Genomic DNA, 20,030 nt, shown 5'->3' with positions numbered 1-20,030 from the left:
GCAGCGCTAGCGATCCGAAGGTGCCGCTCCAACAGCGATCCCGAAGACCCACCAGAACCATTGCGGCATGTTCGCGACGGCCTCGGCCTCGGCCTTGCCCATCAAGGCTGCCAACTGCTCATAGGGCGTGGTGAGTTCCCTATAGAAGTAATAGATGACCATCGCTCCCCACAGGAGCAGCGCGACGGATAATATCCAGCACCATGCCGGTACCGCTGCACGACCGGTCATCCTCCATCTCCCGCTTGCTTGTCTGCCTCAGCCGAGCCAGCCATGGGTCTTGGCCGCGCATGCGAAACCGATCTCTCCTATGGCAACCAGCGCTATGAAGGCCGGAAAAGCCGCCGATGAGGCCCCCAGCTTCGAACCGCCCTTGAAGACCATAAAGAACCAGCCGAACTGAACGATTACACCCACCAACGAGGTGATGAACAGCGGACCGGCGGCCAGCATCCGCAGCAGCAGCGCCACCGCGCCAAGCAAACCGGCGGTAACGGCGACGGCATAGGCGATCTTCGCCGCAAGCGGCATGGCGAGCCAAGCGTCGCGCTGAGCTTCAGGCAGTTTGGCGATCTTGTCGGCACCCGCCGTCATCTGACCGTAGCAGGCGGCGCAGCCGATCAGGTTCCAGACCAGGATGACGACCGAGACGATCCAGTACCAGACGGGAACCATCGCGATCTCCCCCTATCGCAAAGCTGCCGACAGGATGCTCCGCTTTGGCGGTAATGACAATGCCGGTTACAGACGCAGTCCCTCGGTCTCGCCCAACCCAAGGGCGATGTTGAGGTTTTGGACCGCGGCCCCGGCGGCGCCCTTGCCGAGATTGTCGAGGGCGGCAACCAGACGCGCCTGCCCGGCCTTCTCATCCGCATAAACGAACAGGTCGAGATGATCGGTGCCCGCCGCATGCTCTATCATCAATGCTGGCGGATTGTCGCGAGCCACGCGCACAAGCGCGCTATCGGCATAGGCTTCGCCCAGCACATCGCGGATCGCCTCGCCGCTCGGGCGGCGTGGCAGGAGGTGCAGATGCAGAGGGATCTCGACCAGCATGCCACGATAGGTGCGCGCCACTGAGGGAAAAAAGATCGGCGGGTAATCGAGGCCGGCACGTTTCTGCATCTCGGGAACATGCTTGTGGCCGAGGCCGAGCGCATAGGCCCGAAAGGCGGTTTCGGTCGCTTCCGGCGAGTTCGCGTCCTCGAACATCGCGATCATCGATTTGCCGCCGCCCGAATAGCCCGAGACGGCGTTCGTCGACAGGGGCGTGTCCGCGGGGAGCAGTCCGGCGCGCACCAGCGGTCGTACCAGCGCCAGAAAACCGGTGGGATAGCAGCCGGGGTTCGAAATTCGCGTCGCCAGCGCCAGAAGCTCGCGTTGATCCGGCTCGAGTTCCGCGAAGCCATAGGACCATGAAGCCGCCGTCCGGTGCGCCGTCGATGCGTCAATCACCCGGGTGCTCGGATTGTCGATCAGGGCCACCGCTTCGCGCGCGGCATCGTCGGGCAGGCACAGGATCACCGCGTCGGCTGCGTTAAGCGCGTCGGCCCGGGCAGACGCATCCTTGCGCCGATCCTCCGCGATCGTCAGCAGCTCGATATCGCGGCGACTGGCAAGCCGGTCGCGAATCTCTAATCCAGTGGTGCCTGCGGCACCGTCGATGAAGACCTTGGAGGTCATGATGCTATTCTCCGCCGGCTCAGTATCGGCCGATCATGATTGGGGGCGAGGCGGGCCACAACGTCGGCGAGCGGCTCGATCACCACGCTCATCCAATATGCATTCGCATGGATCAGCCGGAGGTCGTCGACCATCAGCCCGACATGCCCCGGGAAATTGACGATGTCGCCACGTCGGAGCCGGTCCTCCTCGCTCAATGGTTCGCCGAGCGCCTCGCGCTGCATGTCGGTGTCGCGCGGCGCCGCTATGCCGGCAGCGCCCAGCGCCACCTGGACGAGCCCCGAACAGTCGATGCCGTGCGCGCCGCGTCCGCCCCACAGATAGGGCATGCCCAGGAAGAGTTCGGCGACAGAGACGGCATCGCCCGCAGACTCGCCGATCGCAGCGAGATGGCGCTTATGAACGAAGCCGGTGCCGAGCGCGACGAAGCCTTCCTGGTCCTGGCCGGCGACACGGGCGCCGAACGGCAGCGTTCCCATCACCGGCGACTTGATCGACGGCGCGGAGAACAGCAGTGCTTCTCTCACCGCGATGCGAAAGCTGGGCTCTATCGGCGGGGACAGCGCATCGGCTTCGACATAGCCGACATAATGATCGTGGCGCGAGAAGCCCCAGGCCCAGCCAGCAACCACATCGAGGACCTCGAACGCCTCGCCAGGCAGAATTTGCGACGACGCTTCTGCTCCGTCGCTCGGGGCGATACGGATCATCGCGCTGCCTCTGGCGACCCGGGCCATCGGCGCGGCGTAATGCGGCGCAAACAATGTGCCGGCCAACGCGACATCGGCGATATCGCGGCGGAACGCATTGATTCGCGCGTCCAACCGCCTCGTGGGTCCATCGAGATGGAAGGCGGCCGACGGAAGTCGGCCGCCCGTGGTCGGTTCAGCCGCGCATCTTCTCGAGATCGATGGACTTTCCGAACGCATCGAGGAAGGCGGCCCCTTTATCGGTCTTGGCGACGAAGATGTTGCGGCGATCATTATCGTCGCGTTCGCGGCGCAGATAGCCGAGCGAGCCCAGGGTATTCAAGGCACGCGTGATGACGGGCTTCGAAACGCCGAGTTGCTGGGCCAGGCCGCGAACGGTGTGAGGACCCGGGGTGATGTAGCTGATCAGCAGCAGGGCCATCTGCCGATTCGTAAGATCAGGCTGCCCCGACCGGACATAGGACACCAGGGCCCGCATCCATTGGGAAAGCTGGTTTTCGGCCATAATACGCGCCCTTCACATGAAAGCTTGCGGGAGGTGCAATCTCCCAACAAGAAAACACGTGGGCTCCGACTTCGTTTCAGGAAGCGATATATTTTTCCGCGACTCATCGCTTAAATCCGGCATTCGGCCTTATGCCGAAACGAATTTGGCACGAAGCATGGCAAAGGCGGCCCGCATCCCGAGCGCATCGCCGCCCTTGGGGCGACCCGGCTTGGCTGTCGGCCGCCACGCGAATGTATCGAAGTGCGCCCAAGGCATACCCTGGGGCACGAATCGCTCGAGGAACAGCGCGGCGGTGATGGCGCCCGCCATGCCTCCTTCCCCGGCATTGTTGATGTCCGCAGTCGTGGACTTGAGCATTTCGGCATAGTCGGCCCAAAGCGGCAGCCGCCACACCGGATCCGAAACTTGCTGCGCCGCGAAGGCGATATCGGTCGCGAGCGTCTCGTCGTTGGCGAACAGCGCGGGCAGATCGGGCCCCAGCGCGGTGCGCGCGGCACCAGTCAAGGTCGCGAAGTCGAGGATCATCAGCGGTTTATCCTCCGCCGCGCGTGTGAGGGCATCGCCGAGAACCAGGCGGCCTTCGGCATCGGTGTTGCCAATCTCTACGGAGATCCCCTTGCGGCTGCGCAATATATCGCCGGGCCTGAACGCGTCCGCCGAAACGGCGTTTTCGACAGCAGGGATGAGCAGGTGAAGGCGGATCGGGAGGCGCGCGCCCATCACCAGCCGCGCCAGCGCCAGCGCGTGTGCCGCACCGCCCATGTCTTTCTTCATGTTGAGCATCGCCGAGGACGGTTTGATGTCGAGCCCGCCCGAGTCGAAGCAGACCCCTTTTCCGACGATCGCTATCCTCGGATGCTTCGGGTTGCCCCATTCCAGTTCGATCAGCCGGGGCGTGCGATCACGGGTCGCAGCCCGCCCGACCGCGGCGATCATCGGATAATCCTGCTCGAGCCTGTCGCCCTGGGTGAGCCGGAAGGCGGCATCATACTCCTTCGCGATGGCTTCCGCGGCTGCCGCGAGTTCGGCCGGCCCCATGTCGGCCGCTGGCGTGTCGACGAGGTCGCGGACCAACGCAACAGCTTCGGCCAGTGCAACCGTGGACGCTATGCCGGCAGCATCTTTTGTAAGCAGGACGCGCGCCCGGACCGGCTCTGGCTTTTCCAGGTAGCGATCAAAGCGGTGCTGGGCGAGGAGCCAGCCTAGCGCGCTTTCCACCGGAGCCTCTCCCTCGAGCCGATAGCGGCCCGCCGGAAGTTTTTGGACGACTGCCGCGATGTCCCACGGACCCGGCTTTTTGGCGGCACCGAAGACTGCGGACCATTCGCCGTCCTTTCGGCCGGGCAAGATCAGCAACTCGCCGGGCTTCGCCTTGAACTGGCCGGCTGCGGCAAGTGTGCGGATCTGGGTTGGCTGCGCTTTCAGCCAGGTGCTGCAATCCTCGGCGGCAAGCGGGGTGAGAAGGTGGGCGGCTTCACTACGGTCGGGCAGGAGCAGGTTCGAAAAATCGGTCATACAGCGTTTCTAGAGCCGGATCGCCGGTCGTGGAAGCGCTTGCGGCAGGCGGCTGATGTGGATCGGGCGGCGCGTCAGACCACGGTGATTAGGGGCATGAGTTTGCGCATGGTCAGGTGTTTGTCGGGATGGCCCATCCGCAGCAACCTTCCCTCGACGTGGTCTGGAGAAACAAGTTCGGCAACGAGGCGAAGCTTGTAGACGCGCTCGTTCGTACCCCACAAGCAGGTGACGGTGGGATCATTGCCATGGCGCATGATATCGAGCCATCCGGCGAATTCGCTCCCGCTGACGTTTCCCGAGCCATGGTAGACGAAATTGCTGTCGCCGCCGAACAGCCGCTCGGGCTGCACTTGCAGGACGCCGCCGCGCATCTCGCGGTCGAGACATCCAAAGCTGCCGAATCGCATCGCCCAAATCCCGTCGAACGAGAGGGTGGAGGAACAGCCTTTCATGGTGGTGAGATCATGCGATTCCATGAGGTCATTTACATAAGCGTTTCGAATAACCCCGTATAACGGCTAAAATCTTGAAAAAAGGTTGTTCCGAGCTCGCTTGCACCGCGGGGATTAATATCCGAGCGCTTGGGAACGCCGACTGCGCAAGCTCGTTCTGACTACAAGTGGACATATCGGACGGGTGGCCCGAGGGGATGGCTGGTGGACAAGAATTTGGTTTTGGTCGTGGAAGATGAACCCATGATCTGTTCGATGATGGAAGACGCTCTTGTCGAAGGCGGGTTCGAAGTGGCGTGCTGCGGCACTGCTGATGAAGCGCTCCGTTTCCTGGATCGAGGGGGCCATGGCCCGGTCGGCCTGGTGACCGATATCAGGGTGGCGAGCGACGTATCCGGATGGGACGTCGCCCGGCATGCGCGGGAACGCTATCCCCAGGTGGGCGTGGTCTATGTCAGCGCGGATAGCGGCAGCGACTGGAGCGCCTTCGGCGTTCCCGGCAGCGTCTTCATCCAAAAGCCCTTCGCGTCCGCCCAGATCGTCACCGGCGTATCGACGGTTCTCAACCAGGCTAGCGGGTTGACTGCTGAGTGACCGTCTCCCGATCCGTCGATTCTCACATTGGGAGAGGCTCTCCCGAGGCGCGCGGAGTCGCGTGAGCATGCCGCTGATGGCAAGTCCGCGGCCGTCGCTGACGAACAGACCGGCGCTTGCGCTGTCTGATCCCGTCGCGGTGCGACCGGTTATCGATCCAACAGCAGATGCATCCGCGCGGTTGCTATCGGTTTGGCGCGGTCGTCCTGCCAGCATATGGCACTGGCATTGGCGACGCGCTTGCCGACCCGTACTATCTGCGCCACCGCATGCGTGTCGATCATGACGCCACCACGGAGATAATCGACGGCGACGTTGATTGGTTTGACGCGGGGATGGTCGCCTTCACCCAGTTCCTGGTTGAGCGCTTCGTAGCACGCCATCTCGAGCAGCCCTGCAATCACGCCGCCATGAACGAAGCCCGGCCGCCCCTGAATTTCGATCCGCCAGGGGATGGTTAGAATCGGTTCGCCGTCGGCGTGGTTGCGCCGGGCACCGATGACTTCGGCATAGGGCGGCTGCTGCATGTCAATCCGCCGTGAAGAAGAAACTGGACATCGACTGCGCGACAAGATCGTGCGGGTCGCCATCATGCGCCTCGCAGCGGACGAAAGCGACATGACGCGTGACGCGGTAGCAGGTCGCGCGCGCGGTGATCGAGCGACCTGCAGGCGCCGATCGCATATAGTCGATCCGCAGATCGAGCGTCGCCATCGGCCGCATCCGCTTTATCTTGGCCATTATCGACAAACCGGAGACGCTGTCGATCAACGAGATGATCGGGCCGGATGCGAGGATGCCGGTCGATCGGTCCATGGCGAACCGCGGATCATAGTCGAATGCCATTTCGGCCCAGTCCTTGCCATGGGCCACATAGCGCAGGCCCAGTTCCCCGGTGTGGCCGGTAAAGGAGCCGCGCAACTTCTCTATGTCGATCGCGTCCATCATTGTTCCGCCATAGGATCTTGTGCGCCGCGTGCAAAGCCGGGCCGTCCGTCGCGCGCCTCAGATCGTCGTCTGCGAACCAAGTTCCACGACCCGATTGGGCGGGATCCTGAAAAAGTCGGTCGGGTCGGAAGCATTGCGATGAAGGAAGATGAACAACATGTCCTGCCAGAAAGGCATGCCGCTATGTTTGGACGGGCGCAGGGTCGAGCGTCCGATGAAGTAGCTCGTCTGCATCGGCTCGAGCTTGTTGTCGCCATGGCGAAGCGCGAAAGCGAGATCGCGCGGGATGTCGGGACTTTCCATGAAGCCGTAGTTCAGCACGGCGCGGGTGAAATTCTCGTCTATCTCGTGCATCTCCAGCCGGTCCGCGCCATTCACCACCGGGCTGTTCACCGTATTGATCGTCAACGCCAGATTGCGTTCGTGCAGGATCTTGTTGTGCTTGAGATTGTGGAGCAGCGCGCTCGGTGCGGCTTCAACGCTCGATGACAGAAAGATCGCCAGGCCCGGCACGCGCTCGGGCGGCCGCGTGCGCAGCATCCTGGCGAGTTCATCGAGGGCGATCGCCTGGCTCTGGTCGATCGCGAGCAGCAGCGCCCGCCCGCGTACCCATGTCGCAATCAGCAGCCCGACGCCCACCGCGACAATCAATGGCGCCCAGCCTCCTTCGTAGACGCGCAGGATATTGGCGCCGAAGAAGAAGACATCCAGCAACAGCAGCGGCGCGATCACCGCCAGTGTGATCGGCAGGCGCCAGCCCCAGGAGCGGCGCACGACCACGAAGCCAAGGCATGTGGTGACCACCATGGTGCCCGACACCGCAATGCCATAGGCGGATGCCATCGCCGAAGAGGAGCCGAAACCGAGCACGAGGATCATCACGCCGATGAACAGCAACATGGTGATCGACGGCAGGTAGATCTGGCCGGCAGCGTGTTCGGAGGTCTGGCGGATCTTGAGGCGCGGCAGCAGGCCGAGCTGGATCGCCTGCTGGGTCAGCGAATAGGCGCCAGTGATGACCGCCTGGCTGGCGATCACCGTAGCGCAGGTCGCGAGCAGCACCAGCGGGATGCGCGCGGCGCCCGGGGCCATCAGGAAGAACCAGTCCTGATTGGTGAATTCCACACCGCGGGCGGCGGCAACCTCGAGCCGGTGAAGGGCAAAAGCACCCTGGCCGAGATAGTTGAGTGCCAGCGCCGGGAAGACGATGATGAGCCAGCCTAGACGGATTGGCCTTGCACCGAAGTGACCCATATCCGCCGTAAGCGCCTCCGCGCCCGTCACCGTCAGGAATACCGCGCCCATTACGAACATCCCCGCCATGCCGTGATTGGTCATGAACAGCACGCCGTTGTGGGGCAGGAAGGCCATCAATATGGCGGGTTCGTCGGAGATATGGATCAACCCTATGGCCGCGATCGTCAGGAACCAGATCAGGCAGATCGGACCGAAAAGGCTGGCGACAAGCGCGGTGCCCCGCGCCTGCATCAGGAACAGGCCGACGATGATCGCCGAGGTGATCAGGATGATCTCCCCGCGGGATATGGCATGCTCGAGTCCCGGGATGGTCTTGAGGCCTTCCACGGCCGACAGAACCGACAGGGCAGGGGTGATGATACCATCGCCGTAGAAGAGGGCAGCTCCTGCCGCGCCGAGCACCAGCACCAGCATCCGGCGCTTGCGCGCGGATCGCTGCGCGAGCGCCATCAGGGCAAGCACGCCGCCCTCCCCATTGTTGTCCGCGCGCATCAGGAACAGCACATATTTGCAGGTAACGACGAGGATCAGCGCCCACAGCGCGAGACTGAGCACGCCCAATATCTCGCTGGCATTGATACCGCCTTCGGCCGCCTGGCCGAGCGCTTCGCGGAAGGCGTAGATCGGGCTGGTGCCGATATCGCCGAACACAACGCCAAGCGCACCCAGCGTCAGCGCCGCCATTGTGTCCTTCCGACGCCGGGTAAGCGGTTGTCCCGCCTGGGTGTCGGCCACATCACTCTGCATCAAGCAGCCCTCGCACGGCAAATCGGCGGCGGAGTAGGCTTGTGCCGGAACAAATGCACGTGAAATGTTGCTGCGGCGCGGCAGCGTTTGCGTGGGGCCCGCAATCGCTGTAAAGGCGACGTCGAACTGCCTCGGTGGCGCGTCCGAATCGACGTTGTCTCCGGGGCTTCTCTGTTTCCCGCGCCCCCGGAGGCCCGACCGATGACCCGCCGCCGCCAAATCTACGAAGGCAAGGCCAAGATCCTGTACGAAGGCCCCGAGCCAGGCACGTTGATCCAATATTTCAAGGACGACGCGACCGCCTTCAATGCCCAGAAGAAGGGCACCATCAACGGCAAGGGCGTGCTTAACAACCGGATCTCCGAGCACATCTTCACCCTGCTCGGAACGATCGGCGTTCCTACCCACTTCATCCGCAGGCTCAACATGCGCGAGCAGTTGATCCGCCAGGTCGAGATCGTGCCGATCGAGGTCGTGGTGCGGAACGTGGCCGCAGGTTCGATCGTGAAGCGCCTCGGGATCGAGGAAGGGACGCAGCTGCCCCGCACGATCATCGAATATTACTATAAGGACGATGCGCTCGGCGATCCGATGGTTGCCGACGAGCATATCGCCTGTTTCGGCTGGGCGAGCCAGGAAGAGATGCACGATATCGCCGACATGGCGATTCGCGTGAACGACTTCATGTGTGGCCTGTTTGCCGGCATCGGTATCCGTCTGGTCGACTTCAAGCTCGAGTTCGGCCGCTTCTGGGACAATGATTATAGTCGCGTCATCCTGGCCGACGAGATCAGCCCCGACGGCTGCCGGCTGTGGGACATGGTAACCGGCGAGAAGCTGGATAAGGACCGCTTCCGCCAGGATCTGGGCGGTGAGGTCGAAGCCTATCAGGAGATTGCACGCAGGCTTGGGCTGATGCCCGAAGGCGACAACATGATCCTTGATCTGGAAACCCACCGGAAAAATAGAGGCAAGTGATTTCAATCACTTAGACAGCATTTTTTAGCGATGTCGGCTTGGTTTTCCGCTTTGCCGCAATCTTGCCGCATTTGGTCGCACAGCTATTTACAACCCGACCGATAGACATAAAGTCTTCCACGACTTCCGGCCTGTTTCGGCCGAGTCGAGGAGGACCGAAGCATGGCGCCGTCCCGTTTCGAGCACCCATCCGCGGCCCCGGTGACGCTGCTGTTGCCGGATCTCGATTGCAACGCCGCCGGCTACTGGCAGCGACACTGGACGGAGAGCCGCATCGATTGCCGCGCTGTCGATCTGGGCAATGCGCGACAGCCCGATCGTAACAGCTGCGTCATGCGGCTCGATCATGCCCTTCGCCGGGTCGATGCTCCGGTAATCCTGGTCGGACACGGCGTCGGTGCGCTTACTATCGCCGCCTGGGCTGGGCTGATGAGCAGCGAGAGCGAAAACGCGGTGGCCGGGGCGCTGCTGATCGGCCCTTGCGATCCGATGGCTGCCGGCGCCGATCCGCGGCTGCAATGCTTCGCGCCCCTGCCAACTGCCATATTCACATTCCCTGCGCTCGTCATAGCAAGTGACGACGATCCCGCCATCTCGGCCGACCGGGCGTTCAGCCTGGCACGGCAATGGGGTGCCGGCTTTGCGCGATTCGGCGAGTGCGGTCATTTCATGCCGTCCGACGGGCTCGGATGGTGGGACGATGGTGAGGAATTGCTCGACCGCTTCATTGATCTGGTCGAGCCCGGCCGTCTGCAGCCGATCCGCAGTCTCGACGATCTTGCGAGCCCTCACCGCGTCAGCCCGTCCGGGTCGGCGCCCATGTTCCGTCCCTAGGACGGTTTGCGCCCCGTCCGCTCCATCTCCGGGGAGCGGACGGGGTTGCTTTTTCTCGCCCTGCCGAGCCCTGACGCCGCTTGCCCGTGCTCACGCGCGAAGCTTAGCTGTAGTCCGGCCAAAATATTCCCATGTGACGCCTGTCTGTTCCCCACATTAAAGGAGCGCGCATGATCGCACATGGAACAGGAAGGACGCCAACGATGAGCAACCGGACGGAAGCGGTAAAGATCGCGCCGAACGATTCGTTCAATATCCAGACAGTGCTCTGGGTGAAGCACTGGAATGAGCATCTTTTCAGCTTCGCGGTGGACCGGCCTGCCTCGATGCGGTTCCGTTCGGGCGAGTTCGTGATGCTCGGCCTACCGACCGATGCGCGGCCGCTATTGCGTGCCTATTCGATCGCAAGCCCCTCCTATTCGGACGAACTCGAATTCCTCTCGATCGCTGTCGAGGATGGTCCGCTGACGTCGCGGCTACGCGATATCATTCCAGGCGACGAAATCTATCTGGCGCGTAAGACGACCGGCACATTGGTCGCCGACGCTCTGACGCCAGGCAAGCGGCTGTTTCTTCTTGCCACCGGTACCGGGCTCGCGCCCTTCCTGTCGGTGATGCGCGATCCCGACATCTATGAACGCTATGAACAGGTCGTAATCGTACACAGCGTGCGCCGGCTGAGCGACCTTGCCTTCCGCGACGTGCTCGAGAAGCGGCTCGCCGGTGATCCGCTGGTCGAGGACGAGGCGGCTGCGAAGTTTCGCTACGTGCCCACCGTGACGCGGGAGCCGTTCGAGCGAAAGGCGCGGATCACCGCGATGATGGAGGACGGCGGTATGTTCGCTGGTGTCGAGGGTGAGCCGAAGCTTGACCCAGCGACCGACCGGGTGATGATGTGCGGCAGCATGGACATGATCCGGGACTGCTCGGCGATCCTGGAGCGGCTTGGCTTCGAGGAGGGTTCGAATGCCAAGCCCGCCGATTTCGTCATTGAAAAGGCCTTTGTGGGATAATCTGTTTCCACGGTACATGGCGTGGAACCCACCGGAGCGAACTGCCGATGGGTTCCTAGCCCCTTTTATGGAATCCGCCCGAGAGCCGATTCCATAGGCAGAACTATAACGCCTGCGTTTCGTTCCATGTGACAGTGCCTGGGACGTGCGAGTTCACACCGCGCTGATTAACATTTGCTGGAATGACCAGCGCCAAGCTTCCGTAAAGGCTGATCGGTCTAGTCCACCGCAGCGGAGGTAAGCCGTTGTCAGATTTTCTACGCGCCATTACGGCGAATATCGTAGCGGCTCATGTTGCTGCGAACACCGTCCACGCTAGCGAACTCCCGGCCATGATCAAGACCGTTCATGCGGCGCTAGTCGGGCTGGACGCTCCGGCTGCTTTTCCCGCCGAGCAGCAAGCGCCTGCGGTTGCCGTCCGTGCATCGGTAAAACCCGATTATCTCGTCAGCCTCGAAAGCGGCAAGAGAATGAAGATGCTCAAGCGCTATCTTATGGCCAATTATGGGATGTCGCCGGACGATTATCGTCGCAAGTGGAACCTGCCAGTCGATTATCCGATGGTTGCGCCGAATTATGCCGATCGACGTCGCGAGATGGCTAAAAAGATCGGCCTCGGGAAGAAGCCCGTGCTGCGCAGCGAAGCGCCGCGGGGCGCCGCGGGGCGCCAGGTCGCCGAAGGCGGCTAGCTGAGGCTCCTCCATCGGCCACGTCACTCGCGTTCGCCGGTGGGGCAAGGCCATGACGGATGGCCATTGACCCACCGGGGGGCACTCCGTTCCATCACGTCAGCGCCGAGTGCCCGCTCTAGATGAACGTCGCATATTCGACGTTCGCCAGGTTGCCGTGGCCCAGCTTTAGCGCCACGTCATATCCCGCGTGGCTGCCATCGGTTTCGGCGAACAGGAAGGCGTCGGTCCCGACTTGAAACGCCGCGATCTTGATGGTTCCCTGTGCAAAGAGGGCGTCGGCCTGGCCCTGGGCGGCGGCAAAAGTGGCAGCTTTCGCTTCCACATAGTTGGCTGCGCTGCCGGAAATGTCGAGGTCGATCTTGTACCTGGCCATCCAGTCGACGACCCGATCCAGTTCGGCAGCTGTCGCGCCAAGTGAATCGCCCGATGTGAAACGGAAGACATCATCTCCGCCATTGCCGGTCAGGCTGTCGATGCCTGTGCCGCCAATGATCAGGTCATTGCCCGACCCGCCAATGATGACATCGGCACCCGCGTTCCCGGACAGGCTGCTGCCGCCGTTCCCGCCGTAGATGGTATCGTTGCCGTCTCCTCCGAAGATCTGGTTCTGCCCGGTGCCGCCGTCGATCACGTCGTTGCCCGTGCCACCATAGAGCTTGTCGTTGCCGCCGCCGCCGTACAGCGTGTCGTTCGCGCCTGCGCCTATGATCGTGTTAGCCTGGGCATCGCCGTAGACCTGATCCTTGCCTTCGCCGCCCAGGAAGTCCGGTCGGGTGGCGGACAGTCTGCTCGTCAGAGAGCCGCCGGCCGGCGCTGACGTGCCGCTGGTCACAAGCGAGGCGATCAACTCGGCCGACGGGTCCCCGCTCGAAACGACTGGAACCGTGGCGGGGCCGGTGGTGGCCATGGGCGCAACCACGGCCTGCGCCACCAGCGTCGTCGCAGTTTGCACCACCGGCGCCACCACAGATTCCACCGGTGCGGGTGGGGGAGGCGCGACAGGATCCGGGATATCGGTTACTTCGACGATCATTGGATGATCGGTAATCGTCACATGAACCGAGGTGACGTCCGCATAGGTCGAGCCGGCGGCGGCCGAAGCGAGCGGGTCGAAGATCTTCACGCTCACATGGTTGGTGCCGAAATCGAACGTCACGTCCTTGCCGGCCGCGGCGATCGCGTGGTGATTGATCTCGTCCCAGATGTCTGGCTCCGACCAGGCCACCAGATCGGTCTTGCCGTCCGACTTCTGCATCGCCAGCACGGCGCCATCGGTTGGAAGATTGGCGACGGTGTAGTTGAGTGGCTGGGTCGTGAAAGTCGTAGCGGTGGCTCCGCCATCGCCCAGGATAGTCGTGAGATTATGGATTGCGGTCGCCGCCAGCTTCGGATTGTTGGAAAGATCGAACAACCCGAGGTTCTTGTCGACGCTGACCCCTGATGGGTCGGCATAGGCATCCAGCAGCTGGTAAAGATAGGTGTGTGAGACGCCGAGCTTGGTCGCGTCCATCAGCAGGTTCAGCGTCTGCTTGGCCTGGGTGGCCTGATCGACCCCGCCCCAGTTGGAGCTGGTCGGCGCGGTGTAGTAGCCGGCTTCGGTCAGGACCGTCGGCTTGCCCGCCATCGCAGATGTCTGGTCCTTGATCCCGGCCATCAGCGTACGGAGCGGCTGGGCGCCATTTTTGGGATAGGCATGGAAATTGGAGTAGTCGACGTCCTGAACGATATTGGCACCGGTCAGGCCATAGGTGTCGATGTTGCTGAGGGCTGCGCTGCCGGCGAGCGCTTTGGCCAGCGCCGTCATGTAGGCGGTAGCGCCTGCCAGGCCGGTGACGCCGCCGAAGGTGACGGGCCAGTTGTTGACTTCGTTGACGCCCTCGATCGCGATCGTGGCGCCGGGGTGCGCCTTGGCGAAGGTCTCAATCGCCGCAACGACATCGGCGGGGTTGCGGTTGCCAGAGGCGACGAAGTCGAACTTGATGCCGGCGTTCGCCATCGCGTCAAATGCTTTACTCTGATACCAGTAGGCAGGAGCAGTATCGCGGACACTGCTGAGCCCAAGATATTTCATGTCCGTAATGACATTGGCTGAGTTGGCATATTTTCCGTCATTATATGCCATGTGAACATTCACGCCGATGCTTTGGATAAAGTCTTCTGTGCGAATCGAATTGCTCATTGCGCCTGTCCTTCGTTGCTATGGACAGGCTGTTAGGAAAAATTAATTAACGGGTTCTTACGGGGAACTTTGTCTGGTGATGCGTGTTGCGCGGGGCCGGTGATGCTCGCCTATCCCCTCCGCGAGGCTACCGAGATGCCTTTGCCGGGAACGGGCATGGCAATCTTGCCATCGAAAGTCCGTCCGGAGCCGGAACATCAAATGCGATCAGCGGTTGTCCCATAGCTACGAGTTGAGGATTCGCGAATGCATCTACTCTGTCGTTGGGGAATTCATGCGTGGGTTACGCACCCGGCCACCAGCAACCCGTCGCGGCTGGTAAGGCGGTGCAAGCGGTGCACGTGCTTTCGAGTTGTTCAGCTCGAGCGGTCCATCGGTAGAACACAGAGTGGCCGGACCGATCGCCCCGCGAGCGCAAAGAGCGTTATAGATATTTGAGTCGCTTTGCGACGGCACATGATCCGACCAAGGTGCGCGCGTAGCTGACTAGGACGACACCGTGAATATTCGGTCAGGGATTGAAGCCACCGCGAAAAAGCTCAAGACCTCCGAGTATTCCGATGACGCTCGCCAAAGAAACGATCGCAGTCGATGGGGCAAGGCTGCCGCCTGTTAGAGGCGGGACGCCGAACAATCGGGTAAGCACGAAACCCCCGATCACGGCTCCGGCGACGCCGACGATCGTGCCGAATATGACTTCGCGTCTGTCGTGGACACTGATCAACCAGCTATAGAACCAGCCAAGCAGCGCTCCAATTGCGAGCATAAGAAGTATATCCATAGACGAGTTCAGTGTCATGCCTTTCCGCCATCGACCGAAAACTCAAACTCGCATTGTAACGCTTTCGAAGTGAGTCGGATTTATCGGATCTGATCAAAAACGCCCGGGATTCAACATGGTTTCACAGGAATTATGAAGCCGGATAGGATAGGCCGCTTCTGCCCGTGCAAACGGCGACGACGACGCGATGCGAGTGTGATCGCAGTAAAGCACCACGGTAGCTGGGCTGCTTACGCCCCATTGCTCTATAGAGCCGAACCCAAACAAGATGGCTCCTGCTTGAGCATCTATCAGGAGGGAAGATACCCGCCAGGTTACCTGGCGGGTATCAAGATAATCAGCTGAATGCCAGGCGATCGTTCGCCGCTGCATTCGCAGTGCGACGACGGGTGCGGACGACGCCACCCACGAAGCCGAAGCCGATGATCATCATTGCCCAGGTCGCGGCTTCCGGAACGGCCGCGATATTGAGCGTTCCAGCATAGCTGGCGTTGGCGCCCGACGATCCACTGATCGTCAGGAGATTTGCAGCGCCGGCAGCGACATCGCTGACAAAACCAAATTCAAACCGGCCTGCGGGGGTCAGCGTGAAGTTTTGTCCATTCAGCGAAACCGAACTGAAGTCGATGTTCTGCGTGCTGGCATCCTGATAGCTGGTCGAGATCGTTCCGGAGATCCGGTACGCTTGGCCAGCCTGGATGAAGCCGTCGAACGACCCCAAGTCGATCGAGTCCGAGAAGGTTCCAGGTGTCACGCTGGTATTTCCGAACGTCGCGGTCGAGTTATCATATTGGATATACGTAGCAGCGGAGGCGGGCGCCGCGACAAACGCCGCCACCGCTAATGCAATCGATGCGATCGATCTCATAGTCGTACCTTTCGTTGAGTGCGTACCTCTTTTAGGGAGGCCCCCCGCACGGAGACAATAGTTTAATCTACGTTCAGTTTCCATAGATATTTGCATTGTTTCACATGGAAAAAGCAGAAATAATGTGCACTGGATTACAGTTATATTATTTTTAGACGAAATATTGTTCATCTGTTGTCAATGACGCAAATTTCCGAGACGGAAAATATGATCAGGCAGATATAACCATTGCCCGACGACAATGGTCGAACCCTGTCTGGACCAGCATCATCATGTTATCGGCCCTGCTTCTCTGGGGCTGATCTTCTGGTTGACGTAACTGCTGGCTCAATATGATCCTTTGGCTAAAAGAACGCATGGCACCGTCAGCATCAGGATCTGCACGTCGAAACGCCATGTCCTCGATCGCGAATAGGCGACATCGGCAGCCACCCGGCGGCGGTAGGAAATGTCATTCCGCCCGCTGATTTGCCATAGGCCGGTCAACCCGGGGCGAACCCGACAATAATGGTCGAAATAGCGTCCATAGCGCACGATCTCGGCCGCCACGATCGGGCGTGGACCGACCAGGCTCATATCGCCAAGCAGGACGTTGATAAGCTGCGGCAACTCGTCGATGCTGCTTTTGCGCAGGAAGCGCCCGAAAGGCGTGATCCGCGGATCATTCCGTAACTTGTGATCCTTGGCCCATTCCTGCCGCGCAGCAGGATCGCTGGCCAGAAGCTCTGCAAGGCGCGCGTCGGCGTCCATCACCATGCTTCTGAATTTTAGACATCTGAACTTGGCGCCATTCCGTCCGACCCGTTGATGGCCGAATATGACGGGACCGGGATCGGTGCAAAATATTGTGGCGGCTACAATGATCAGCAACGGCGCCAGGAACAGCATGATCATCAAGCTCAGGATTATGTCTAGAGCACGGACGATGATCGCGTCCGCCTTGTCGGCGGGGGCCAAGAAGCCGTCGTCGTTGGAGGCCCGCCGGGTGGCGGTCTCCTGAACGGCTGGGAATGAGGGCTTGGGACGCAATGACTCGTATAACACCGGCTCATATCCATTATCTTGTTCGCCCCGAGGTCGAGGAGCAGGCTCGATCAGCATGACCGGCTGCAAAACGGATGTCTCGGGGCGGCTCATCATCGTTGCACCCGGAAACCGGCCGGGCCGCAATGGCCGCTCCGGGCTTGGGCAGGCGATGGCGCGGCGATCGATGTCCGCGCGACTGAGATCAACCCTTTTTCTACCTTCGTGGACATTCGTCATCCTGCGGACTTGAAAGCTGTTCGCCGATTTGTTCTACGTCGCACTCAGCAGGCCAGCGATCCACCAAACGGCGCTGCCCTATGCTTCGCAAGCGCAGCGAGAAATAGCACCGGGTGCCGGATCAGAAGGATTGCGCTTCATTACGCTCCCTTCATAAGGCCCGCAATCTAACGGAAATACTTGGGAATAGTTCCGCTCGCTTGATCCCTCAATGCCCTCGGCTTGACGTTGCCGCACCGCAACTATCCCGCTCTTCGCTGCCGGAACGATGCCTTCTGTACGGCCAGATTCGCCTTGCTCCGCCTGCTCGACAAGTGAGCGCCGGCATCGCCGTTAGGCCCTCCAAAATTCGAAGGTTTTTAACCTATGACGCACATGCAACGCGCAAGGCTGCATCTGCGGCGAACATTGCCGTCGGCTGTGATGGCGAAGCGGGACATGTTATTGCGGCAGCCGCCGCGACCGCTTCGCTGGTGCATCAAGTGCAATCAGCGGGTCTCTCTGGCAGATCCGAGGATCAGGGGAGCAGCAGGCGCTAGTGCTGGACGCGCCTCAAGCGTGCAGCTCCGCCCACCTGAACGGACAGGCGGCGGGGCTGAGCAGTGTTATGGCAGATGTCAGAAGTAGCGTTCGCCGACCCGAATCAGATCGCCCGGCAGAATCTTCACGTCTGTCTTCTTGATCGCGATCGAGCGTTCTACGGGATCATTCTCTCGCTTGATGAAGATCGTGCTGGTATTGGCGCGCGTGGAATAACCGCCCGCCATGGCTATCGCGCGACTGACGGTCAATCCGGCGACGAAGGGATATGAGCCGGCACGCCCGACTTCGCCAAGGATATAATAGGGTCGATAGTTGACTACTTCGACGCTCACCTTCGGGTTGGCGACATAACCTGACCCCAGCTTCGTCGTCAGCATGTCGCGCACCTCGCCAATGGTCTTCCCGTCGGCCGGTACGTCGCCAATCAAGGGGAAGGCAAGCGAGCCGTTGTCGGTGAGCGCGAATTCCCCGGTCAGCGCGGGCTCGTTGTACACCGTGACGCGCAGCCGGTCGCCGGCCCCGAGGTGATAGCCCTGCAAGGACGAGCTTGCGTCGACTGCCAAGGGAGGCGCGGTCGTCGTGCAGCCCGAAATCGCGATCAGGGCGGCAAGTGCCGCAAGGTGCGTTGGCAATCGACGGTTCATAGAACACCCTTTTTTATGGACCAGCTGGATCAGCCGCTGGCGGTTTAACTCCCTCGGGGTGAAATGGATGCAACGAGACTTGCAAAAAGCTTTGAATTCGTCACTACGAGGAAAGCGGGGCAAAAAACGGAGTCGGTATGCGATCGACGATCGGTGTAACCGCAGCTTTTGTCATAACGCTTTTGCTTATCTGGACCAACGAAGTAACGAGCTGGACTGCGGCCGCGATACTCGTCTGGCTGGCAGCTACGGTCGCAGCGGTCACGCTCGTCCTGCGATCCCCGAAAGGGCGGTCCGCGCGCCATAGGCTGTTCCGCTCGCCACAAGGCAGGTCGAGGAGATTGGGCACGGATCGATCGCCCGCCGCACGTGCGATAGACGTCAAGGCGAAGCGTCTGCCCAACCATCACAAGCCCTGAGCAAAGCCGATCCTGCGCATATGGGATCGGGTGCCGCGGCAACGGCCCGCCAGCGCCTCACATGATGCAAGCGCCGGATTTCACATGATGCGGCTTTCACATCAGCTCCCTTCGGCCACGCAGATCACGGCAATGGCCTTGCGCGCTACGGCACTCGCAAGCCGCTTCGCTCTTTCGATCTACGCGCTTCGATATCTCAACCTGGAAAGTCTCGGGACTTTCGGGCTGGCGGTCGGCCTCGCGGGGATCATGCCCCCGGTGCTGGGGCTTGGCATCAACTACCATCTCAACCGCGATATCCTGGCAATGAGCCAGGCAGAAGCCCATCTGGCAGCGCGGGACAGGCTGATCGTCAGCCTCTCCATGTTGGCGCTGGTGTGGCTCTGCGCGGCCCTGTCGGGGGCCTGGAGCCTGTCGCTGCTCGGCGGCCATCCTCTGCTGCTCGGCCTTATCGTCAGCCTGGAGACCCTGGCGACGGACCTACATGTGATGATCATCAACCGCGGCCACGCCGTGCTGGCCAACCTGCTGCTGTTCATTCGTTCGGCAAGCTGGATCCCGCCGGTAATCCTGGTCGGGATCGTGGCTCCGGGGCTGCGCAGCCTGTCGGCGATATTCGTAGCCTGGCTCCTCGCCCTGATGGTCAGCGGAGTGATCGCAGTCCTCTTCCTCGCGAGGCGCATCGGTCCGACCTTCTGGAGGCAGGCGCCACGCGTCGGTGTCCTGCTGAAGCGTTCCCGCACAAACCTGCTCATATATGTGAACGATCTCGGTCTCGCCGGTCAGACCTATCTCGATCGCTTCATCGTATATTGGCTGCTGGGCAGCGCCGCGACGGGCATCTATACCTTCGCCTTCTCGATCACCAACAGCCTCTACGTGCTCGTTCATGTCTCCACGGTGCAGATCGCCCTGCCTTCTTTGGCAAGGGCGATTGACGATCCGGATCAAGAACGCTGGCGCCGCGTTCTGGTCGGTTACATCAGGCAGGCTGCGATATTCGGGCTTTGCCTCGCCGCGCCGTTGATTGGGGTGGTGCTCTACGTCTTGCCGATGGTGGACATCCACCAACTAACGGAGCAGTCTACGTTGTTCTTGTCGATGGTGTGCGCAGCGGTGATGAAGCCCGTTTCAGATATCTTCAATGTCGGCCTCTACAGCCGACGGCGGGACAAGGCTGTGGCGCTTCTGAATATCGCCGCTCTCGCCCTGAGCGCCTTCCTGAGCATGATCGCCATCTCGCTGACGGGGCTGGCAGGGGTCGGCATCGCGTCCGTTGTCTGGGTCCTGTTCTTGGCGGGGGCACGCTCGAGCGTTGCCGGCATGTGGCGCCGGGCTCGTATCGAGCCGCGGTCTTGATATCAGCGCGCCGAAACCGGGCTGGTGCGCTGGGCCGCCA

General features: G+C 61.4%; 21 protein-coding genes. 6 read left to right on the top strand and 15 right to left on the bottom strand.

Annotated features, from left to right (window positions below):
* Positions 1-6 precede the first annotated feature (6 nt).
* The 7 genes from AAC645_RS08515 to AAC645_RS08485 form a co-directional block, all read right to left on the bottom strand.
* The gene (locus AAC645_RS08515) at positions 7-231 is read right to left on the bottom strand and encodes a hypothetical protein (protein ID WP_340315256.1); all 225 of its coding nucleotides are present in this window, start codon (positions 229-231) and stop codon (positions 7-9) included.
* Between the two features lie 27 nt (positions 232-258).
* Positions 259-675 carry a hypothetical protein gene (locus AAC645_RS08510; RefSeq protein WP_340315254.1) on the bottom strand — a complete coding sequence of 139 codons (417 nt, stop codon included), beginning with the start codon at positions 673-675 and terminating at the stop codon, positions 259-261.
* A 66-nt stretch (positions 676-741) separates the two neighbouring features.
* The gene (argC, locus tag AAC645_RS08505; protein ID WP_340315253.1) at positions 742-1,683 is read right to left on the bottom strand and encodes an N-acetyl-gamma-glutamyl-phosphate reductase; all 942 of its coding nucleotides are present in this window, start codon (positions 1,681-1,683) and stop codon (positions 742-744) included.
* A complete protein-coding gene (locus tag AAC645_RS08500) occupies positions 1,680-2,612 on the bottom strand; it encodes a C40 family peptidase (protein WP_340315252.1) in 933 nt (310 codons plus the stop codon). The genes argC and AAC645_RS08500 overlap by 4 nt, the downstream gene beginning before the upstream one ends.
* Entirely contained in the window at positions 2,569-2,898 is a 330-nt protein-coding gene (locus tag AAC645_RS08495; RefSeq protein ID WP_340315251.1) for a MarR family transcriptional regulator, read from the bottom strand. The genes AAC645_RS08500 and AAC645_RS08495 overlap by 44 nt, the downstream gene beginning before the upstream one ends.
* Positions 2,899-3,027: 129 nt before the next feature.
* Complete coding sequence (locus tag AAC645_RS08490) at positions 3,028-4,416, bottom strand: leucyl aminopeptidase family protein (protein WP_340315250.1); 1,389 nt, start codon at positions 4,414-4,416, stop codon at positions 3,028-3,030.
* A gap of 74 nt (positions 4,417-4,490) precedes the next feature.
* A complete protein-coding gene (locus AAC645_RS08485) occupies positions 4,491-4,895 on the bottom strand; it encodes a hypothetical protein (protein ID WP_340315249.1) in 405 nt (134 codons plus the stop codon).
* 180 nt (positions 4,896-5,075) lie between these two features.
* On the opposite strand from AAC645_RS08485, the gene AAC645_RS08480 reads away from it, so the two are divergent.
* Positions 5,076-5,465, top strand: coding sequence for a response regulator (locus AAC645_RS08480; protein WP_340315248.1), 390 nt, complete (start codon positions 5,076-5,078; stop codon positions 5,463-5,465).
* Between the two features lie 149 nt (positions 5,466-5,614).
* On the opposite strand, the gene AAC645_RS08475 is transcribed toward AAC645_RS08480, so the two are convergent.
* From AAC645_RS08475 to AAC645_RS08465, 3 genes are read right to left on the bottom strand one after another with little or no spacing between them, the layout of a single operon-like run.
* Entirely contained in the window at positions 5,615-6,058 is a 444-nt protein-coding gene (locus AAC645_RS08475) for a PaaI family thioesterase (RefSeq protein ID WP_340315247.1), read from the bottom strand.
* Positions 5,994-6,413, bottom strand: coding sequence for a PaaI family thioesterase (locus AAC645_RS08470; protein ID WP_340315246.1), 420 nt, complete (start codon positions 6,411-6,413; stop codon positions 5,994-5,996). The genes AAC645_RS08475 and AAC645_RS08470 overlap by 65 nt, the downstream gene beginning before the upstream one ends.
* Positions 6,414-6,470: 57 nt before the next feature.
* Entirely contained in the window at positions 6,471-8,417 is a 1,947-nt protein-coding gene (locus tag AAC645_RS08465) for a potassium transporter Kup (RefSeq protein ID WP_340315245.1), read from the bottom strand.
* A gap of 201 nt (positions 8,418-8,618) precedes the next feature.
* Here AAC645_RS08465 and purC point away from each other — a divergent pair, with 201 nt between their 5' ends.
* From purC to AAC645_RS08445, 4 genes are all read left to right on the top strand, one after another.
* Positions 8,619-9,395, top strand: a complete 777-nt coding sequence (purC, locus tag AAC645_RS08460; RefSeq protein WP_340315244.1) for a phosphoribosylaminoimidazolesuccinocarboxamide synthase — start codon at positions 8,619-8,621, stop codon at positions 9,393-9,395.
* A gap of 162 nt (positions 9,396-9,557) precedes the next feature.
* Positions 9,558-10,229: an RBBP9/YdeN family alpha/beta hydrolase gene (locus AAC645_RS08455; protein WP_340315243.1), complete on the top strand. Its 672-nt coding sequence runs from the start codon at positions 9,558-9,560 to the stop codon at positions 10,227-10,229.
* Positions 10,230-10,432: 203 nt separating this feature from the next.
* On the top strand, positions 10,433-11,242 hold the full coding sequence (locus AAC645_RS08450) for a ferredoxin--NADP reductase (RefSeq protein WP_340315242.1): 810 nt from the start codon (positions 10,433-10,435) through the stop codon (positions 11,240-11,242).
* A gap of 245 nt (positions 11,243-11,487) precedes the next feature.
* Complete coding sequence (locus AAC645_RS08445; protein ID WP_340315241.1) at positions 11,488-11,931, top strand: Ros/MucR family transcriptional regulator; 444 nt, start codon at positions 11,488-11,490, stop codon at positions 11,929-11,931.
* A gap of 118 nt (positions 11,932-12,049) precedes the next feature.
* Here AAC645_RS08445 and AAC645_RS08440 read toward each other — a convergent pair whose 3' ends face one another.
* The 5 genes from AAC645_RS08440 to AAC645_RS08420 form a co-directional block, all read right to left on the bottom strand.
* Positions 12,050-14,056 carry a calcium-binding protein gene (locus tag AAC645_RS08440; protein WP_340315240.1) on the bottom strand — a complete coding sequence of 669 codons (2,007 nt, stop codon included), beginning with the start codon at positions 14,054-14,056 and terminating at the stop codon, positions 12,050-12,052.
* Positions 14,057-14,624: 568 nt separating this feature from the next.
* Entirely contained in the window at positions 14,625-14,912 is a 288-nt protein-coding gene (locus tag AAC645_RS08435) for a GlsB/YeaQ/YmgE family stress response membrane protein (protein WP_340315239.1), read from the bottom strand.
* A gap of 319 nt (positions 14,913-15,231) precedes the next feature.
* Complete coding sequence (locus AAC645_RS08430; RefSeq protein WP_340315237.1) at positions 15,232-15,762, bottom strand: FxDxF family PEP-CTERM protein; 531 nt, start codon at positions 15,760-15,762, stop codon at positions 15,232-15,234.
* A 327-nt stretch (positions 15,763-16,089) separates the two neighbouring features.
* Positions 16,090-16,806, bottom strand: a complete 717-nt coding sequence (locus AAC645_RS08425; RefSeq protein ID WP_340315235.1) for a sugar transferase — start codon at positions 16,804-16,806, stop codon at positions 16,090-16,092.
* A gap of 836 nt (positions 16,807-17,642) precedes the next feature.
* A complete protein-coding gene (locus AAC645_RS08420) occupies positions 17,643-18,212 on the bottom strand; it encodes a polysaccharide biosynthesis/export family protein (RefSeq protein ID WP_340315233.1) in 570 nt (189 codons plus the stop codon).
* A gap of 503 nt (positions 18,213-18,715) precedes the next feature.
* On the opposite strand from AAC645_RS08420, the gene AAC645_RS08415 reads away from it, so the two are divergent.
* Entirely contained in the window at positions 18,716-19,990 is a 1,275-nt protein-coding gene (locus AAC645_RS08415) for a lipopolysaccharide biosynthesis protein (RefSeq protein ID WP_340315231.1), read from the top strand.
* The last annotated feature ends 40 nt before the right edge of the window (positions 19,991-20,030 follow it).

Origin of the sequence: Rhizorhabdus argentea (assembly GCF_037861105.1) — a bacterium.
Classification (GTDB): Bacteria; Pseudomonadota; Alphaproteobacteria; order Sphingomonadales; family Sphingomonadaceae; genus Rhizorhabdus; species Rhizorhabdus argentea.
Note: the sequence above shows the minus strand (reverse complement) of the source record. Positions and strands in the feature narration are given on the sequence as shown.